The 17,526-nt window shown below is 65.7% G+C and carries 14 protein-coding genes; 6 read left to right on the top strand and 8 right to left on the bottom strand.

Annotation, left to right across the window (positions count from 1 at the left end):
• Nucleotides 1–72: 72 nt before the first annotated feature.
• The gene (locus PVV74_RS11395; RefSeq protein WP_274593269.1) at nucleotides 73–414 is read left to right on the top strand and encodes a DUF427 domain-containing protein; all 342 of its coding nucleotides are present in this window, start codon (nucleotides 73–75) and stop codon (nucleotides 412–414) included.
• Nucleotides 415–469: 55 nt separating this feature from the next.
• Here PVV74_RS11395 and PVV74_RS11390 read toward each other — a convergent pair whose 3' ends face one another.
• Nucleotides 470–1,459 (bottom strand): fatty acid desaturase, encoded by a 990-nt coding sequence (locus tag PVV74_RS11390; protein ID WP_274593268.1) that lies wholly within the window; start codon nucleotides 1,457–1,459, stop codon nucleotides 470–472.
• Between the two features lie 148 nt (nucleotides 1,460–1,607).
• Here PVV74_RS11390 and PVV74_RS11385 point away from each other — a divergent pair, with 148 nt between their 5' ends.
• Complete coding sequence (locus PVV74_RS11385) at nucleotides 1,608–2,321, top strand: hypothetical protein (RefSeq protein ID WP_103764027.1); 714 nt, start codon at nucleotides 1,608–1,610, stop codon at nucleotides 2,319–2,321.
• Here PVV74_RS11385 and der read toward each other — a convergent pair.
• From der to PVV74_RS11370, 3 genes are all read right to left on the bottom strand, one after another.
• Nucleotides 2,314–3,777, bottom strand: a complete 1,464-nt coding sequence (gene der / locus PVV74_RS11380; protein WP_274593267.1) for a ribosome biogenesis GTPase Der — start codon at nucleotides 3,775–3,777, stop codon at nucleotides 2,314–2,316. The genes PVV74_RS11385 and der overlap by 8 nt on opposite strands.
• A gap of 84 nt (nucleotides 3,778–3,861) precedes the next feature.
• Nucleotides 3,862–5,193: a PQQ-like beta-propeller repeat protein gene (locus tag PVV74_RS11375; protein ID WP_245890513.1), complete on the bottom strand. Its 1,332-nt coding sequence runs from the start codon at nucleotides 5,191–5,193 to the stop codon at nucleotides 3,862–3,864.
• Nucleotides 5,194–5,248: 55 nt separating this feature from the next.
• On the bottom strand, nucleotides 5,249–5,926 hold the full coding sequence (locus PVV74_RS11370; RefSeq protein ID WP_274593266.1) for a hypothetical protein: 678 nt from the start codon (nucleotides 5,924–5,926) through the stop codon (nucleotides 5,249–5,251).
• Nucleotides 5,927–6,174: 248 nt separating this feature from the next.
• Between PVV74_RS11370 and PVV74_RS11365 the strand changes: the two genes are divergently transcribed.
• Together PVV74_RS11365 and PVV74_RS11360 are read left to right on the top strand one after the other, a co-directional pair.
• Nucleotides 6,175–7,512: an efflux RND transporter periplasmic adaptor subunit gene (locus tag PVV74_RS11365; protein ID WP_274593265.1), complete on the top strand. Its 1,338-nt coding sequence runs from the start codon at nucleotides 6,175–6,177 to the stop codon at nucleotides 7,510–7,512.
• Nucleotides 7,509–11,399 carry an efflux RND transporter permease subunit gene (locus tag PVV74_RS11360; protein WP_274593264.1) on the top strand — a complete coding sequence of 1,297 codons (3,891 nt, stop codon included), beginning with the start codon at nucleotides 7,509–7,511 and terminating at the stop codon, nucleotides 11,397–11,399. Before PVV74_RS11365 ends, PVV74_RS11360 begins: the two co-directional genes overlap by 4 nt.
• Before the next feature lie 54 nt (nucleotides 11,400–11,453).
• Here PVV74_RS11360 and PVV74_RS11355 read toward each other — a convergent pair whose 3' ends face one another.
• Together PVV74_RS11355 and PVV74_RS11350 are read right to left on the bottom strand one after the other, a co-directional pair.
• On the bottom strand, nucleotides 11,454–11,669 hold the full coding sequence (locus tag PVV74_RS11355) for a hypothetical protein (RefSeq protein ID WP_274593263.1): 216 nt from the start codon (nucleotides 11,667–11,669) through the stop codon (nucleotides 11,454–11,456).
• Between the two features lie 329 nt (nucleotides 11,670–11,998).
• Nucleotides 11,999–13,816, bottom strand: coding sequence for an ABCB family ABC transporter ATP-binding protein/permease (locus PVV74_RS11350; RefSeq protein ID WP_274593262.1), 1,818 nt, complete (start codon nucleotides 13,814–13,816; stop codon nucleotides 11,999–12,001).
• 168 nt (nucleotides 13,817–13,984) lie between these two features.
• Here PVV74_RS11350 and PVV74_RS11345 point away from each other — a divergent pair, with 168 nt between their 5' ends.
• Nucleotides 13,985–14,110: an entericidin A/B family lipoprotein gene (locus PVV74_RS11345; RefSeq protein ID WP_103764034.1), complete on the top strand. Its 126-nt coding sequence runs from the start codon at nucleotides 13,985–13,987 to the stop codon at nucleotides 14,108–14,110.
• A 112-nt stretch (nucleotides 14,111–14,222) separates the two neighbouring features.
• On the opposite strand, the gene PVV74_RS11340 is transcribed toward PVV74_RS11345, so the two are convergent.
• Nucleotides 14,223–15,956 carry a LysM peptidoglycan-binding domain-containing protein gene (locus PVV74_RS11340; protein WP_274593261.1) on the bottom strand — a complete coding sequence of 578 codons (1,734 nt, stop codon included), beginning with the start codon at nucleotides 15,954–15,956 and terminating at the stop codon, nucleotides 14,223–14,225.
• Nucleotides 15,957–16,055: 99 nt separating this feature from the next.
• On the opposite strand from PVV74_RS11340, the gene PVV74_RS11335 reads away from it, so the two are divergent.
• Nucleotides 16,056–16,607: a TIGR00730 family Rossman fold protein gene (locus tag PVV74_RS11335; RefSeq protein ID WP_274593260.1), complete on the top strand. Its 552-nt coding sequence runs from the start codon at nucleotides 16,056–16,058 to the stop codon at nucleotides 16,605–16,607.
• Here the strand turns inward: PVV74_RS11335 and rarD are convergent.
• Nucleotides 16,568–17,464: an EamA family transporter RarD gene (gene rarD / locus PVV74_RS11330; RefSeq protein ID WP_274593259.1), complete on the bottom strand. Its 897-nt coding sequence runs from the start codon at nucleotides 17,462–17,464 to the stop codon at nucleotides 16,568–16,570. The genes PVV74_RS11335 and rarD overlap by 40 nt on opposite strands.
• Nucleotides 17,465–17,526 lie beyond the last annotated feature (62 nt).

Raw genomic sequence — 17,526 nt, 5'->3', positions numbered from 1 at the left:
GGACATGTCAACGGGTTGACACCGGGCGGCGTCCCGGTGCCTATGACATTGCACGAGGGAAGGACAAGAAAAATGGCAAAGATCACGATCCACAAGGCAGACGGCACATGGACGGTCCGCGCAGGCGGCGCGGTACTGGTCGAAAGCAGGAACGCGCTGGTTCTGGCCGAGGAAGGCCTGAACGATGTGATCTATTTCCCGCGCGAAGACATCGCCATGGCGTTCCTCGACGAAAGCGATCACCGCACCACCTGCCCGCACAAGGGCGAGGCCAGCTACTTCTCGATCGTCACCAAGAGCAAGACCCTGGAAAACGCGGCCTGGAGCTATGAAGAGCCCAAGTCCGACGTGGCCCGCATCAAGGACCACCTCGCCTTCTATTCCTCCGACGACGTCACCGTCGAAAAGGTCTGACGCACCAGATTATTCGTACGAATAATCTCACCTGAAATTCTTCGTAGGAAGAATTTCAGGCCCCCGCCGCTGCACGACGCAGGCTGCGCCGGCGCGGAAACGGCACAAGCTTGCCGCTCTCTTCATCCCACAGCTTCCGCCGGAAACTGGCCAGCGCCTCGGGCCAGCGGATCTCGTCATGCACCCGCAACCCGTCGGGCAGGTTCTTCTGCGCCCGGCGCAGGTTATAGGACGGGATCTGCGGGTTGTAGTGATGCAGATCGTGATAGGCGATGTTGCCCGTCCCGATATCCCACCAATGTCCCAAATCCAGGCTCGACGAGCCTTTCAGCGTCGCCTTGCGGAAATCCAGGTCCGGCTTGCGGTCCCAGTAGGTGTCCTCGAAATTGTGCTGCAAATAGACCAGGAACACGCCGATCACACCCGCCAGCACCGCACTTGCGCCCAGCACCACCAGTCCCGGCACGCCCAAAAGCGCCCAGACAATGGCGACATAGGCCGCGACGGCGATGTTATGCGCCACCACGCCCCACGGACCGACCCGCCGCGTGTTCGCCGGCCAGCGATAGACAATGAAATAGGCATAGATCCCGCCCAGGCTCAGCATCACGACCGGGTTGCGATAGATCCGGTACCAGGTCCGCGTCGCCCGTCCTGCCGCGTTCCACTCCTGTAATGTCATCGTGTAAACCTCGGTGGTCTCGCGATGCTCCAGGTTGCCGAGATAGGCATGATGCTGGTTGTGATTGAACTGCATCACCCGGTAAGGCGTCAGCGAAAACACCGACAGGACATGCCCCGCCACGTCGTTCCACCGCCGGGTGGCAAACAGCGAATAATGCCCGCAATCATGCTGCAGCACGTAGAGCCGCACAGATGCGAAGGCGAGCACGACCACGCAAGGCAGCACCGCCCACCACGCGGGCCAGGCCCGGGCCCCCAGCCCAAGTGCCGCGAAGTAAACCGCGAATGTGGCGCCAAGGCTCAGCGCGCCCATGGCGTCGGACTTGCCGGTATAGTCTTTCAGATAATCGCGGATGGTCATGGTCCAGCGCCCCCACAGGCCGAAAACATCTTGAACGAACGCACGCAATACTACCATTGACGTCTCTAATTTGGAACTATTTCAGTCGTTTGCAAGAACAACATGACAGCCGACACATCGTGTTCCCGAAATCGCCGAAAGGGCCCCCATGCACAAGGTCAAGGCCGTCTTCGCACTCGTTGCCGCCATCCTCTTCGCGCTGTCCCCGGTCTACAGTTCCGGCTTCAACGGGTTCAGCGCCGGGCAATTCCCGATCCCGCAGGACAATCCCCCGGTACAGCCGGCGGGCTTTGCGTTCTCGATCTGGGGACTGATCTATATCTGGCTTCTGGCCGGAGCGCTGTTCGGGCTTCTCAACCGCTACGACGACCCAGCCTGGGACGCGATGCGCTGGCCCTATATCACCAGCCTCGTCATAGGGGCCGCGTGGATTCCGGTGGCCAATATCAATCCCGCCTGGGCAACCGTTCTCATCTGGATCATGTGGGCCAGCGCCGCTCTGGCTTTCCTGCGCATGGGGCGACGCGACCGGATCTGGCTGCGCACGCCGATCGCGCTCTATACCGGCTGGCTGACGGCGGCGTCCTGCGTGGCGCTCGGCCTGCTGCTGGCAGGCTACGGCTATGTCTCGGAACAGACCGCGGCCATCGCCATGATCGTGCTGGCTCTCATCCTCGCGGCCGCCCTGCTGACGCTGCGCCCCGACACACCGGAATACGCCGCCGCTGTCATCTGGGCACTGGTCGGCATCGCTTTCGCCAATGCCGATCCCGTCAACTCGCCGGTGCTGGTCCTCTGCGGCGCGGGGGTCGTGGCCCTCGCGATCCTCGCCCTGCGCAAGCGGCCCGACCGCCTCAGCTAGACCCGCGCCCCTTGATGTGCTTGCGCAGCTTCGACGGACCGGCTTTCTTCTTCGCCTTGTACGGGTTCTTGTCCGATTGCGACCGCAGGGTCAGGCGAATGGGCGTGCCCGGCATGTCGAAATCGTCCCGCAACCCGTTGACAAGATAGCGCGAATAGCTCGCCGGCATCTTGTCGGGATGGCTGCACATTACCACGAAACCCGGCGGCCGCGTCTTGGCCTGCGTCATGTAGCGCAGCTTGATCCGCCGCCCGCCCGGCGCGGGGGGCGGATGCGCCTCCAGCACCCCTGTCAGCCAGCGGTTGAGCCGCGCGGTGCTGACCCGCCGGTTCCACACGTCATAGGCCTTCTCGACGGCGCCGTGCAGCCGGTCCAGCCCCTTGCCCGTCTTGGCCGAAACCGTGACCAGCGGCGCGCCGCGCAGCTGCGGCAACAGCCGCTCGAACGCCTCGCGCAGGTCGCGCAGCTTGCCCTGCTTGTCGTCCTCGATGTCCCACTTGTTCACCGCGACCACCACCGCACGCCCCTCGCGCTCGGCCAGGTCCGCGATGCGCAGGTCCTGCTGCTCGAACGGAATCGCCGCGTCCAATAGCACCACCACGACCTCGGCGAACTTCACCGCCCGCAGGCCGTCGCTCACCGACAGTTTTTCCAGCTTCGCCTGCACCTTGGCCTTCTTGCGCATCCCCGCCGTGTCGAAAATCCGCACGGGCAGCCCGTCCCAGTCCATCTGGACCGAAATGGCATCGCGCGTGATCCCCGCCTCGGGTCCGGTCAACAGCCGATCCTCGCCCAGGATCTTGTTGATCAGCGTGGACTTGCCCGCATTGGGCCGCCCTACCACGGCCACCTGCAGGGGCCGCGCCTTGGTGGGCTTGCGCACGCCCTCGGGGTCCGCCTCGCCGTCCTCGTCAACGATCACGTCCACCTCTGGCGCTTCCGCCTCGGCCCTCTCGGCATAGCCGTCGGCCAGCGGCAACAGCGCCGTGTAAAGGTCGTGCATCCCCTCGCCATGTTCGGCCGACATGCGGATCGGCTCGCCGAGCCCCAGCGAATAGGCCTCCAGCACCCCGGCATCGGCAGCACTGCCCTCGGACTTGTTGGCGGCGACAAAGACGTGATCCGCCCGCTTGCGCAGGATCTCGGCGAACATTTCGTCAAGCGCCGTCACCCCGGCCCGCGCGTCGATCAGGAACAGGCACACATCGGCCATGTCCACCGCCCGCTCGGTCAGCTTGCGCATCCGGCCCTCGAGGCTGTCGTCGGTGGCATCCTCCAGCCCCGCGGTGTCGATCACCGTGAATCGCAGGTCGGCCAGCCGCGCATCGCCTTCCCGCAGGTCGCGCGTCACGCCCGGCTGGTCGTCGACCAGCGCCAGCCGCTTGCCCACAAGCCGGTTGAACAGCGTGGATTTGCCCACGTTGGGGCGGCCCACGATTGCCAGTGTGAAACTCATCTTGTCAGGCTCCGGATCGGATGAACCGCGCGGACCCTGCGTATCAGGGCCGCCACGAAAGCGCCCTGTTACACCATGTCCGGCTTAACGGAAAGCCATCAACTGGCCCTTGGACGACACGACATAAAGCGTGCCTCCGGCCACCACCGGGTTGGTCGTCGCCCCGCCCGGCATCTGCACCTGTCCCAGCGATGCGCCATTCGTGGGGTCATAGAACCGCATCAAACCGTCGCTTGACGCGATGATCAGGCGGCCCCCGGCAATGATCGGCCCGTAATGGGCAAAGATCCGCGCCTGTTTCCTAGGCTTCGACTTGGTGAAGAACGGCAACTTCACGTCCCACAGGCGGCGCCCGTCGGACTTGGCCAGCCGCAGCAGTTCGTTCCGATCAGACACCATGAAGATGGAATCACCCGCCGGCCACACCCGGTTCAGCGGCCCGTCGGCGGCGGTCCACAGACGCTCGCCATTGCCAAGGTTCAGCGCCACGGTGCGCCCGGTGTGATTGCCCGCGAATATCGTGTTGCCGTCGATCACCGGCTCGCCGGTCGTGTCCGCGATCTGGCCACTGGAATAGCCCTGCCGCCTACCCGCGATCTGGGTGGTCCAGCGCCGCAGCCCGCCTTTCAGGAACGCGCCCTGAACCTCGCCCGAACCAAAGCCGAAGACCACGTACTTGTCCGAGATCGCCGGCGACGGCGCGCCCAGCACGTTCTGGATGTCGGGTCGCGCCTCCAACTGCCAAGCGATGCGCCCGTCGGTGCGGTCCAGCGCCCAAGCCAGTTCGTCGCCCGCCACCACATAGACCAGGTCCCCCGCCACGGTGGGGCTGCCTGATCCGGTGGCGCGCAGGTTCTGCTGCCACTGCTCGGCGCCGGTCGAGGCGTCCAGCGCGGTCAGAAGGCCAAAGCCCGACGAGACGAAAAGCTGCCCGTTATCATAGGCCAGACCGCCGCCGCTGCCGTCGATGCTGTTGTCGTTCTCGGGCACCAGGTCACGGGTCCAGACCTGCTGACCCGCCGTGGTAAAGGCCGACACCTGCGCTCGTGCATCCAGCGTGTAGACCATGCCGCCGCCCACGACCGGATCGGCGGTAATGCGCGACTTGCGCCCGTCACCCTGGCCGATATTCGCCGTCCAGGCCAGCTGGGGCGTGCCGCGCAGGGCCGGGTGCGCCACGCGGGTGCGGGCGTTGGAAATGCTCTGGGTCCAGCTGGCGTTGCTGCGCGCCGCCGGAAGGGCAAGCCGCGGCACGCTGCCCGACACTGTCTGCGGGGCCAGGTCCGGTTCGCCCTGCTCGGTCTGCAGGATCTCGCTGACCTCCAGCCGTTCGCCGGTCAGGATGTTTTCCTTCTTGGCACAGGCCGCAACAAGGCACAGCGCACTCAGGCCAATCACTCCCGCTAACGTCTTCACCGCTGTCGCCCCCGTACTGTCCTCAGGCGTCGCCCCCTCAGGGGTGCCGCAAACCTTAGTTGCCGTCGGCCGTGCCGCCCGGCTCTTCTTCAATGTCACCGTCCAGCGCAACAATCAACTGCTCGGCGCGTCGACGCAAGCCCGCTGTGGCTTCCGCGCTTTCGTAAATACCCCGCAAACGCTCCAGCGCGGCATCCCGGTCGCCCGTTTCCAGGTCGACCAGCGCCAGCTGCTCCTCGGCCAGCAAGCGCACGATTCCGCTGCTCGCGGCCATGCCCTCCAGCCGGCTGCGCTTATCCTCGGCGCTCAGGCCGGAGCCCGGCAGCGCCACCGCCTTCAGGGTCGCAATCTGGCGGTAAACCAGCGGGACCTCGGCGGAATCGGCCAGGCTCAACAGCTGTTCGGCCGTCTCGGGCGCCATCTCCGCACCGCCCTCGCCCGCCGCCAGCAGGCCGACAATCGCCCGCGCGCCGCCGGTCTCTGTCTGGATCGCGTCAAGCGCCGCATTGCGGGCCGCACGCTCTTCCTCGCCCAGCGCGGCGATGATCGCATCGCCCAGCGCCTGCGCCTCGGCGCGCTCCTGCGCCTTGCGCCACTCGTTATAGGCCGCGCCCCCCACCAACAGCAGCACCGCCAGGATGCCGATCCAGCCATAGCGCCTGAAATTGCGGTACAGACGGTCGCGGCGGACTTCCTCGGTCACCTCGTCGATGAAACTGTCAGACTGGCTCACTGCGCACTGCCCTTCTCCAAAAGTTCGCCCCTCTTACCGCGTCGTCCCGGCGCTGCCAAGGGGCGCGCGGATACATCCCCGCCACATCCCTCGGCCGTGCGCCACCCGGCGCATCACGGCGGGTTGAACAGTTCGCGCAAAAGGACTAATCTGAACCGGATAGTTCAGCGTATTACACCACAAAGATGCATGGCCTCCCAGGTCACGTCCCTGTAAACTAAATTAGACAACGTCCGGAAAGCCTTTTCATGCGACTTTTCCCCATCCTCGCCGCCATCCTCGTCAGCGCGGCAATCTATGCCCTCGTGATGGAGCGTGACCGCATGTCCGCCCTGCTCGCCCCGGTCGAGGACTCCCAGCCGGCTCCGGCGGTCGCGCAAGAGACCGAAGCGGGCGACCCTCTGACCGAAACCGGGCAAGAGCGCGACGGCACCGTGGGTGTCGTGGCCTTGAAATCCACCGCCCGCACCATCGACAGCGCCGTCACAGTAAGGGGCCAGACCGAGGCCGACCGCCAGGTCGAGCTGCGCGCCGAAACCGCCGGACAGATCGTTTCGGACCCGATCCGCAAGGGCGCCTTCGTCGAACAGGGGCAAACCCTCTGCCAATTGGACCCCGGCACGCGCGAGGCCAACCTGGCCGAGGCGCTGGCCCGCCTGGCCGAGGCCAAGTCCCGCATCCCCGAGGCCGAGGCCGCCGTGCCCGAGGCCGAGGCCCGCATCCAGGAGAGCCGCGCCCGCCTGGTCGAGGCCCGCGCGGTGCTCAACGAGGCCGAGATCAACGCCAACGCCGCTGAAACACTCTCGACCGACGGCTTCGCCTCGCAAACCCGCGTCGCGCAAACCCGCGCCGCCGTCGAAGGCGCCAAGGCCCAGATCACCAGCGCCGAGGCCGCGCTCAAGGCCGCCCAATCGGGCGAGGAAACCGCCGCCGCGGGCATCGAGGCGGCACGCTCCGGCGTGCAAAGCGCCGAGGCCGCCGTGGCCTCGGCCCGCAAGGATATCGACCGGCTGACCATCAAGGCGCCCTTCTCGGGCCTGCTGGAATCGGATACAGCCGAGCTTGGCAGCTTCCTTCAGGCCGGCACGCTCTGCGCCACGGTGATCCAGCTCGATCCGATCATGCTGGTGGGCTTCATCCCCGAAACCGAGATCGCCAAGGTCTCCCTCGGCGCGCCCGCCACCGCGCGGCTCGCCTCGGGCGGCACCGTCGAAGGCGAAGTCACCTTCATCTCCCGCGCTGCCGACCCCACCACCCGCACCTTCCGCGTCGACATCCGCGTCCCGAACGAGGATCTCGCCCTGCGCGACGGCCAGACCGCCGAGATCAACATCGACTCCGAAGGGCTGCAAGCGCATCTTTTGCCGCAGTCCGCCCTCACGCTCGACGATGACGGCGCGCTCGGGGTCCGCATCGTGACCCCCGGCAAGACGGCACAGTTCAAGCCCGTGACCCTACTGCGCGACAGCCCCACGGGCGTTTTCGTCACCGGCCTCGCCGACACCGAGAACGTCATCATCATCGGTCAGGAATTCGTGGCCGACGGCGTGCCCGTCAAGCCCACCTACAGGGAGACGATCCAATGACGGGCATCGTCGACTGGGCCTCGCAACGCGCCCGGATGGTGATCGCCTTCATCATCCTGTCGATCGTCGCAGGCACCACCGCCTATATCTCCCTGCCCAAGGAAGGCGAGCCGGATATCGAGATCCCGGCGCTCTTCGTGTCGGTGAACTTCCCCGGCATCTCGGCCGAGGATTCCGAGAAACTGCTGGTCAAGGTCATGGAAACCGAGCTGTCGGATCTCGACGGCTTGAAGGAAATGACCGGCACGGCGGCCGAAAACTATGCCGGCGTGGCGCTGGAGTTCGAGTTCGGCTGGGACAAGTCCCAGATCATGGCCGACGTGCGCGACGCCATGAACGCCGCCGAGGCCGACTTTCCCGAAGGCGCCGAGCAGTACACGATCAACGAGATCAACTTCTCCGAGTTTCCCATCATCATCGTGTCGCTTTCCGGCCCCGTGCCCGAACGCACGCTGGCCCGCATCGCCAAGGACCTGCAGGACCGGCTCGAAGGGCTGGAACCCGTGCTCGAGGCCGGCATAGCCGGCAACCGCGACGAAATGGTCGAGGTCGTGATCGACCCGCTGCGGCTCGAGGCCTACAACGTCACCGCGAACGAGCTGCTGACCGTCGTCCAGAACAACAACCAGCTGATCGCGGCGGGCGAGGTCGACAGCGCCCAGGGCGCCTTCTCGGTCAAGATACCCTCGTCCTTCGACGATACAGGCGACATCTACGACCTGCCGATCAAGACCAATGGGGACCGCGTGGTCACCCTGGGGGATCTGGCCCGCATCAACCTCACCTTCGAGGACCGCGTCGGCACCGCGCGCTTCAACGGCGAGACGGCGATCGCCCTGCAGGTGGTCAAGCGCAAGGGCTTCAACATCATCGACACGGCCGCGCTGGTGCGCGAGGTCGTGGCCGAGGCCGAGAACAACTGGCCGTCCGAACTTCAGGTCGCGGTACAGGTCGACAGCTCCAACGACCAATCCCGCATCATCGCCTCGATGGTCTCGCAACTCGAAGGCTCGGTGCTGACCGCCATCGCGCTGGTGATGATCGTCACGCTGGCGGCCTTGGGCATCCGCCCCGCCCTGCTGGTGGGCTTCGCCATCCCCACCTCGTTCCTGCTGTGCTTCGCGCTCTTGGCCGTGATGGGCGTGCCGGTCTCGAACATCGTCATGTTCGGCCTGATCCTCGCCGTGGGGATGCTGGTGGACGGCGCCATCGTGGTGGTCGAATACGCCGACAAGCAGATCGCCGAGGGCGAAGGCCCGATGCACGCCTACGTGGCCGCCGCCAAGCGCATGTTCTGGCCGGTGGTCAGTTCCACCGCCACCACGCTCTGCGCCTTCCTGCCGATGCTCTTCTGGCCCGGCGTGCCGGGACAGTTCATGATGATGCTGCCCGTCACGCTCATCTTCGTGCTGTCGGCCTCGCTGCTGGTGGCGCTCGTCTACCTGCCCGTCATGGGCGGCGTCACGGGCCGCATCGAGCGCTGGTTCACCCAGCGGATCGAATCCATCGCCACCACCCGATGGTACCTGCATATCGCACTGGCGGTGCTGGCGGTCGGCGGTCTGCTGCTGGCCGGGCAGGCCATACCGCCGCTGGCCGCCCAGGCTGGCGCGCAGTTTGCGGGCATGGACGGCGGCGATATCCTCGGCTCGGTCATCCCGTCGCTGCTCACCGCCTTCGGCCTCGGGCTCGGCATGGTCATCGCGGGCGGCGTGGCCCTCGCCGGCGCGCTGACCGCGCTTCTGTGCGTGCTGGCGCTCTTCCGCCGCCTGTCGCTGCTGTGGGACAGCCTCGACACCTGGCAGGCGCGCAAGCTGCCCTTCCCGGTGGCCCGTGGCCTGATCTTCGCGGCTGCGGCCATCGGCGTCGCATGGGGCTTGGGGCTGGACTGGGCCGCCGCCATCGTCCTCGCGCTCATCGTCTTCGCCGCCATCGCGATCCGGCAATACACCCGCCTGCACCGCGCCCAGCGGATCGACGCAGGCTATCGCCGCTCGCCCTTCGGGTGGATCATCCATTCCATCGCCGCCAACCCGATCATGCCGCTTGTGGCCTTCTGCGCCATCTTCGTCTTCGTCGGCTCGGTGCTGATGTATTACGTCAACAACAACAACGGCACCGAGTTCTTCGTGGAATCAGAGCCCGAGAACGCCATCGTCTATGTCCGCGCCCGCGGCAACCTCTCGATCGGGCAGAAAGACGCCCTGGTCCGCGAGGCCGAAGAGGTCGTGTTGCAACATCCCAACGTGCTCAGCGCCTTCTCCTTTGCCGGCGATGGCGGGCTCAACAACAACACCGGTGGCGCGCAGCCCCCGCTCGACACGATCGGCCAGGTCCAGTTCGAGCTGGTCAAGTGGGAGGACCGCCCGACCACTTACGAGACGTGGTTCACCATCCCCTTCCTCGACTACGATGTGCGGCGCCGTGTCAACGACCCCACGGCCGGCGGCGAACGCACCATCGACCAGCTGACCGCGCAGCTGGAACAGATCCCCGGCATGAAGGTCGAGATCCTGTCGCTGGAACAGGGCCCCGCCTCGGCCAAGCCCGTGCACCTGCGCCTCAAGGGCGACAACTGGGAAGAGCTTCAGGCTTTCACCGCCCGTGCCCGCGAAAAATTCGAAGAGACCCGCGGACTCGAACTGATCGAGGATACGCTCCCCCTGCCCGGCATCGACTGGCAGATCGACGTCGACGTGGAAAAGGCCGGCCGCTTCGGCGCGGACGTCGCCACCGTGGGCGCGATGGTCCAGTTGGTGACGCGCGGCATCCTGCTCGACACCATGCGCGTGCCCTCCTCGGACGAAGAAATCGACATCCGCGTCCGCCTGCCCGCCGAGGACCGCGTGCTGTCCACCCTCGACACGCTCAAGGTCCGCACCAATGACGGTCTCGTGCCGCTGTCGAACTTCATCACCCGCCGGCCTGTGCCGAAACTGGCCCAGATCGACCGCGTCGACCAGACCCGCTATTTCGACGTCAAGGCCGCCGTGGTGGACGGCCTGACCGTGACGACGACCGGCGAGAACGGCGAGGAAACGCAAGTCCCCCTCACCGCCAACGAGCGGATTGCAACCCTGACCGAATGGCTGGACTCATCGGACATTCCGCGCAGCATTTCGTATGAATGGACCGGCGACGCCGAGGACCAGGAAGAATCCGGCGCCTTCCTGCAACAGGCCTTTCTCGGGGCACTCGGGCTGATGTTCATCATCCTGCTGGCGCAGTTCAACTCGGTCTACAACGCCGTCCTCGTGCTGCTGGCGGTGATCCTGTCCACCACCGGCGTCCTCATCGGGATGCTGGTAATGAACCAGCCGTTTTCGATCATCATGACTGGCACCGGCATCGTGGCGCTCGCGGGCATCGTGGTGAACAACAACATCGTGCTGATCGACACCTACCAGGAATATTCCCGCTACATGCCGCGGATCGAGGCAATCACGCGCACGGCCGAGGCGCGCATCCGCCCCGTCCTGCTGACCACCATCACCACGATGGCGGGCCTTGCACCGATGATGTTCGGCCTCAGCCTCGATTTCTTCGGCGGCGGCTACACCTTCAACAGTCCCACCGCGCTGTGGTGGAAGCAGCTGGCCACCGCGGTCGTCTTCGGCCTCGGCATCGCCACCGTTCTGACGCTGGTCTTCACGCCCTCCATGCTGGCGCTGCGCATCTGGGCCACGACCTACGTCCTCTGGGGGGCGCAGCTTCTGGCCAAGCTGTCATTCGGCCGCACCAGCCGCGCCGCCCGCGACTGGGCACTGTCGCGTCAGGCCGGCCGCGTCCGCGCGCCCGAGATCATCTGGACCGAAACCATCCCCGACGGCGCCCACGAGGATGACGACACCCCGCCCAGAGAAAAATCCCTCCGCGCCGCCGAGTAGGCCCGCGTAGGGTCGGTGATACCCCACGCGCCCCGCGTCCCTCGTGCCCGGCGCTCACGCGTCGCCGTCCGGCGCCAGGTCGAGCGTCTCGGCCCATTGTCTGTCCCCGGTCTTGCCGTGAAAGACCACATTCGTGCCAACCTGCAGCCCCGGCCAAAGCTCGGGAAAATCGGCCTCACGCGCCCGGACCAGGGGATTGCCGGCCTTCGCGCACCAGATATGCGCGACACTTCCATCGTCTGAAAAATACAGAATTGTCCCGTGGTACATGTCGCCTCTTGCTTTGCGCGTCGTTAGCGTCGGTCTTTCGCACCAAAACCAGAAGAAACTTGTAAACAGGAGCCAAGAAGCCTCGCTCTAACGCAGTCCCCCAACCACGTGAAGAGCAAATTAGCCGCGTGAAGCGACGTATCAATAAGACAAAGTCAAGGCTTTGAGAAAAATGGAAAAATTTCCAAGATAGCGCAGGTGCGCCCCAAGGTTTTGAAACCTTGGACCGGCCGTTTCAGCGTTAGCGCCGTGTCTCACCGGCCCGGTAGCAACGCCGGGCCAATCCCCCCGAACCATGGTTTATCAACTCCAAGGGGTCATAACCGGCCTCAGGCCGCCCGCTCCCGCTCGCTGGCCTGCCGCGCCCACAGGCCAGCATAGCGCCCCTCCCGCGCCAGCAGATCGGCATGGGTGCCTTCCTCGACGATCCGCCCGTCTTCAAGAACCACGATCCGGTCCGCATCGGCCACCGTCGACAAACGGTGCGCGATGGTGATCACCGTGCGGCCCTCGCCCGCCCGGCGCAGCGCATCCTGGATCTCGCGCTCGGTCTCGGTGTCCAGCGCAGACGTGGCCTCGTCCAGCAGCAGGATCGGCGGGTCCTTCAACAGCGTACGCGCGATACCCACGCGCTGCTTCTCGCCACCCGACAGTTTCAGCCCGCGCTCCCCCACCTGCGTGTCATACCCCTTGGGCAAGCCCTCGATAAACTCGTGGATCTGCGCCGCCTTCGCCGCCGCCTCGATCTCGCCTTGAGTGGCTCCGTCGCGGCCATAGCCGATGTTGTACCCGATCGTGTCGTTGAAAAGCACCGTGTCCTGCGGCACCACGCCGATGGCCGCGTGCAGGCTCTCCTGCGTCACACCGCGCACGTCCTGCCCGTCGATTTCCAGCGCCCCGCCGCTCACGTCGTAGAACCGGAACAGCAGCCGCCCGATGGTGGACTTGCCCGACCCCGACGGGCCCACCAGCGCCACGGTCTCGCCCGCCGCCACGGTCAGCGAAATACCGTGCAGGATCGGTCGCTCGGGGTCATACCCAAAGGAAACGTCCCGAAACCGCACCGACCCACCTTCAACTTCCAGACCTTTTGCGTCCTTATCGTCGGTCACATCCGGGTTTTTCTCCAACAAATCGAACATTTCCGCCATATCAACCAGGCTCTGGCGAATCTCGCGGTACACGGTGCCCAGAAAGTTCAACGGCATGGTGATCTGTATCATGTAGGCGTTGACCATCACGAAATCGCCCACCGTCAACGCGCCGCTCTGCACGCCCATTGCTGCCATCACCATCACCGCCACCAGCCCGCCGGTGATCAAAAAGCTTTGCCCGACATTCAGAAAGGCCAGCGAATACGATGTCTGCAGCGCCGCCGTCTCGTAGCCTTCCATCGCCCGGTCATATCGCGCCGCCTCGCGCCCCTCGGCGCCGAAATATTTCACCGTCTCGAAATTCAGCAGGCTGTCGATCGCCTTCTGGTTGGCGTCGGTGTCCTGCTCGTTCATCCGGCGGCGCAGCTTCACCCGCCACTCCGTCACTTTGAAGGTAAACACCGTGTAGGCCGCGATCACCCCTACCACCACGGCAAGGTACGAGAAATCGAACAGCGTCCACAGTACCACGCCGATCATCAGAAGTTCCAGGATCAGCGGCCCGACGGAAAAGAGCAGAAAGCGCAGCAGGAACTCCACGCTTTTCACGCCCCGCTCGATGATCCGACTCAGCCCCCCGGTCTTGCGCGTCATGTGAAAGCGCATCGACATGTGGTGAATGTGCTGAAACGTCTCCAGCGCCAGCCGTCGCAGACCCCGCTGCGCCACGGGCGCAAAGATCGCGTCGCGCAACTGCTGGAAGCCGACGTTCATCAGCCGCGCCATGCCATAGGCCACTGTCAGCCCGATCGCGCCCGCGCCCAGCATCCACGCCGCCTCCTGGCCTTCCCCGGCCAGCTGATCCACCGCCGCCTTGTAGAAAAACGGCGTCCCCACGGCCACGACCTTGGCCAGCACCAGCGCGATCATCGCCAGCACCACCTTGCGCTTGGCCCAGGTCTGTCCCTCCGGCCACAGGTATGGCGCCACCCGCCGGATCACTTGCAGGCCGTTTTCCGGCATTTCCGTCGCTGTCGTGGGTCTGCGCCGCATCTGATCTCCTTCATCCCTCCGGTGACATAGGCCAAGCCCGCCGCCAAGGCCAGACGCACCACCGCACAGTTGTGTCGCAGTTTTCCGGGTTTGCTTTGGAACCAATCCCGCCCTGCCAGAGTTACCCGCGTAAGAGCAGGCAACGGGCCTGACTAACAGGAGAAAGACATGCGTTTCATCGCAGCACTTACCGCCCTTTTCGCCCTCGCCGCATGCGAGACGACCGAAGGGTTCGGGCGCGACCTGTCCAACCTCGGTAACGATATCGAGGAAGAGGCCGAAGAAAACGATTGAGCCCTCTTTCGAGCGGCGGCGTGATCCCCCGATCCAACATTGATCACGGCGCTTGCCAAGGAAAGTTACAAGGCCCCGGCGCATCCCGCGTCGGGGTTTTCCTTTGCCCGGGCTATTCCGCCACCACCTGGTCGGGGATGGAAAACACCTGCCCCGGGTAAATCAGGTCGGGGTCGCGGATCCGGTCGCGATTGGCCTCGAAAATGCGCACATACTCGATCCCCTCGCCGTAATTGCGCCGCGAAATCCCCCACAGCGTATAGCCCGGCTGCACCGTCACCGCCTGCACCAGCTTGCCCGCCTGGGTGGCCTCGGCCAGCAGCGTCTCGTCCTCGCGCTTGAAGGGCGTCTCGACCCGGCTGGTGACATTGCCCTCCGCATCCACCTCGTCGATCCGCAGGGTATAGACGCCGGTATCCACCTCCGGCAGGTCCGTGCCCCAGCTTCCATCCGCCTCGATCCGCGAGGTCGTGACCGGCTTGTTGTCCAGGTAGACGCGCACGAACCCGTCGCTGGTGCCCCGGCCCGACAATTCCACTTTGCCGCTGTCCGAATAGCTGATCGCGTCCAGCGCCACGATAGACATCACCTCCGGGCTGGCGTCTCCCGGCGCGGGCTGGATCACCCGCACGCCGTCCGCGTCGGACATCAGCACCGCCGCCCCCGGGGCGGGATCGCGGCTTTCGTCCGCGTCAGTGCCGGCGCGGACAGGGCTGTTGACGGACTGCGCGCCGTTGGCGGTGTCGTCGCCCTGCCCGGTTCCGTCCTGCCCGGTCCCGGCCTCGCCCGCCGTCGCGGTCGTCGCCGTGTCATCGCCTTCGCTCCCGGTGGCCCCCGCTCGCTCAGCTCCAGTCTCGCCCGTCGTCGCCGTCTCATCGCCTTCGGTCGCGGTGGCAGACCTGGTTCCTGCCCCAGCTGCACTGTCCGCCGCCGTCTCGGGCACCGTCCCGGACTGCACCGCATCGGTGCCGTCCCCGGCCTCGCTCTCCGGTGCCGCCTCCGGCGTCCCACCGTCACCATCGGGTGCTGCCGGATCCGACAACATCGCCGTCTCGAGTCCGGGCGCCGTCTCCTCCGACGCGGCCTCCGCCACTGTCGCTGCCGGCTGAACGGTCTCGTCCGACTCCGTTGCCTGCGTCGTCGCGGTATCGGTCGGACCGGCGGGCTGCCCCTCTTCGTCGAGGCTCACGTCTTCCGCACCACCCGACGCCGGCGCCTCCAGCGCCGCGACCGTGTCCCCCGACGTCGGCTCGGGCGCCGCCGCGTCCGGCTGCTTTGCCGCGCGCAGCGGTGCGATGATGATTTGCCCTTCGCTTTCAACGTCTTCGCCGGTCTCGGGCGAACGCATGCTCAGCGACAGAACACGCGGCTCCTCGCTCGGATCAACCGTCACGAACTCCACGAATTCGCCGTTGCCCTCGGGCACGAAACTGCGCAGCACATCGCGGTCCAGCCGGATCGAGGTCTCCCAGCCCGGCTCGGCCCGCCCGGCCACCAGCATCTGGCCATCCGGGTCCAGCCGGAAGGTGTTGACCTTCGGCGGCCCCGGCATCTCGGGTGCGGGTTCAGTGGGTTGGGTCTCGGCCTTTTCCGTGACCGCTTCGCTTTCTGCGTCGCCAGCGTCGGTCGTCACCTGTTCCGCCTCAGTCTCCGGCGCGGCCTCTGCGGTCTCGCCGCTCTGGCCGTCGGGCTGCGCCTCGGGCGCGCTCAGGCCCGCCGGCTGCGGCGCATCCTCGTCCGGGCCGAACATCTCGGCCGCGATCAACCCACCCACGACGACCGCCGCTCCGACCGCCCCGGCGATCCAGATCCCTTGCCTCCCTGTCATGCCAGACAGCTTGCTCATGTACATTTCCCCCAACCGCGCGACAGCTCTGCGGTTGCGAGAGTTTAGCAACACGGGCTAGAACGGTCAAAACAAGCCCCTTCAGCCTTTGGTGATTTCATGTCCAAGCGTTCCGTCTGTGTCTTTTGTGGCTCACGCAAGGGACGCAGCCCGGCCTACGAGGCCGCCGCTACGGACCTCGGCACCGCACTTGCGAACCATGATATGCGGCTGGTCTATGGCGCGGGCGACGTGGGCCTGATGGGCGCCGTGGCGCGCGCGGCCCAGGCGGCGGGGGGCGAAACCTTCGGCGTCATCCCCGATCACTTGGTGAAATGGGAAGTCGGCAAGACCGACCTCACCCGCTATATCGTCACTGAGACCATGCACGAGCGCAAGAAAGTCATGTTCATGAACTGCGACGCCGTGGTGGTCCTGCCGGGTGGCGCAGGGTCATTGGACGAGTATTTCGAGGTTCTCACCTGGCGCCAGATCGGCCTGCATGAAAAGCCGGTTTTTCTACTGAATACAGAAGACTACTGGACAAAGCTCATCCAACTTATCGACCATGTCATCGACGAGGGTTTCGCCGACGCCTCCCTGCGCGACTACACGAACGTCGTCGACACGGTTCAGGACCTGATGGACGGCCTCGGCGCGACGGGCCGGTAACGCCAGCGCGCCAGGCTGTAAAGCGCCAGTGCGGCCCAGATCATGGCAAAGGCAATCATGTGCCAGCCTGTGAAAGGCTCGGCAAATATCACGACCGCCACGGCGAATTGCAGGCTGGGATTGAGGTAGGACAGCACGCCCACGCTCGCCAGGTCGATGCGCCGCGCGCCATAGCTGAACAGGATCAGCGGCGTCGCCGTCATCGGCCCCGCCAGCATCAGTGTCAGCGCCAGCGGCAATGACCCGCCCATCACCGCCCCGCTCTGTGCTGCCGACCACGCCAGCCATGCCAGCGCCGGGGCCACCAGCAACAGCGACTCCGCCGTGACTGACACCACCGGCCCCATGTCCAGCCGCTTCTTCACCGCGCCATAGGCCCCGAAGCTCAGCGCGATGCCCAACGAGATCCACGGCGCCACGCCAAGCCCGGCCGTCAGCACGATCACCGCCAGCGCCACCAGAAGCACCGCCAGCGTCTCGCCCCGGCCCAGCCGTTCGCCAAAGAGCATCAGCCCGAACAGCACCACGACCAGCGGGAAGATGTAATAACCCAGCGAGGCCTCCAGCGCCTGGTCCGATTTGATGGCCCAGACGAACAGCATCCAGTTGAACCCGATCAGCAGCGACGCCGCCGCCAGCACACGCAGAGTGCGCCCCGAACGCAACGCCCGAAACGGCACCGCCACCCGGCCCTGCGCGCTCAGGACCAACAAGAAGAAAACCGCGCCCCAGATCGTGCGATGCGCCAGCACGTCCAGCACCGGCAACCCGGCCAGCAACTTGTAGAACAGGCCCGACAGCCCCCAGATCATGCAGGCCAGGATGATGGCGGCGACGCCCTTGGCGGTTTCGGTCATGCGGGATGGCTCCGACGAGAAAACCCCCGGCCGTCCGGCCGGGGGCTAAAATCAGGATACTT

Source organism: Roseovarius sp. SK2, from assembly GCF_028807495.1.
Taxonomy (GTDB): Bacteria; Pseudomonadota; Alphaproteobacteria; order Rhodobacterales; family Rhodobacteraceae; genus Roseovarius; species Roseovarius confluentis.
The sequence above is the reverse complement of the archived record's forward strand: the minus strand, read 5'-3'. Positions and strand labels throughout refer to the sequence as shown.

Excerpts from the sequence above, each read along its gene's own strand:
- PVV74_RS11395 (WP_274593269.1), top strand. The coding sequence starts at position 73 with ATGGCAAAGATCACGATCCACAAGGCAGACGGCACATGGACGGTCCGC.
- PVV74_RS11390 (WP_274593268.1), bottom strand. The coding sequence starts at position 1,459 with ATGACCATCCGCGATTATCTGAAAGACTATACCGGCAAGTCCGACGCC.
- PVV74_RS11385 (WP_103764027.1), top strand. The coding sequence starts at position 1,608 with ATGCACAAGGTCAAGGCCGTCTTCGCACTCGTTGCCGCCATCCTCTTC.
- der (WP_274593267.1), bottom strand. The coding sequence starts at position 3,777 with ATGAGTTTCACACTGGCAATCGTGGGCCGCCCCAACGTGGGCAAATCC.
- PVV74_RS11365 (WP_274593265.1), top strand. The coding sequence starts at position 6,175 with ATGCGACTTTTCCCCATCCTCGCCGCCATCCTCGTCAGCGCGGCAATC.
- PVV74_RS11360 (WP_274593264.1), top strand. The coding sequence starts at position 7,509 with ATGACGGGCATCGTCGACTGGGCCTCGCAACGCGCCCGGATGGTGATC.
- PVV74_RS11355 (WP_274593263.1), bottom strand. The coding sequence starts at position 11,669 with ATGTACCACGGGACAATTCTGTATTTTTCAGACGATGGAAGTGTCGCG.
- PVV74_RS11350 (WP_274593262.1), bottom strand. The coding sequence starts at position 13,816 with ATGCGGCGCAGACCCACGACAGCGACGGAAATGCCGGAAAACGGCCTG.
- PVV74_RS11345 (WP_103764034.1), top strand. The coding sequence starts at position 13,985 with ATGCGTTTCATCGCAGCACTTACCGCCCTTTTCGCCCTCGCCGCATGC.
- PVV74_RS11340 (WP_274593261.1), bottom strand. The coding sequence starts at position 15,956 with ATGAGCAAGCTGTCTGGCATGACAGGGAGGCAAGGGATCTGGATCGCC.
- PVV74_RS11335 (WP_274593260.1), top strand. The coding sequence starts at position 16,056 with ATGTCCAAGCGTTCCGTCTGTGTCTTTTGTGGCTCACGCAAGGGACGC.
- rarD (WP_274593259.1), bottom strand. The coding sequence starts at position 17,464 with ATGACCGAAACCGCCAAGGGCGTCGCCGCCATCATCCTGGCCTGCATG.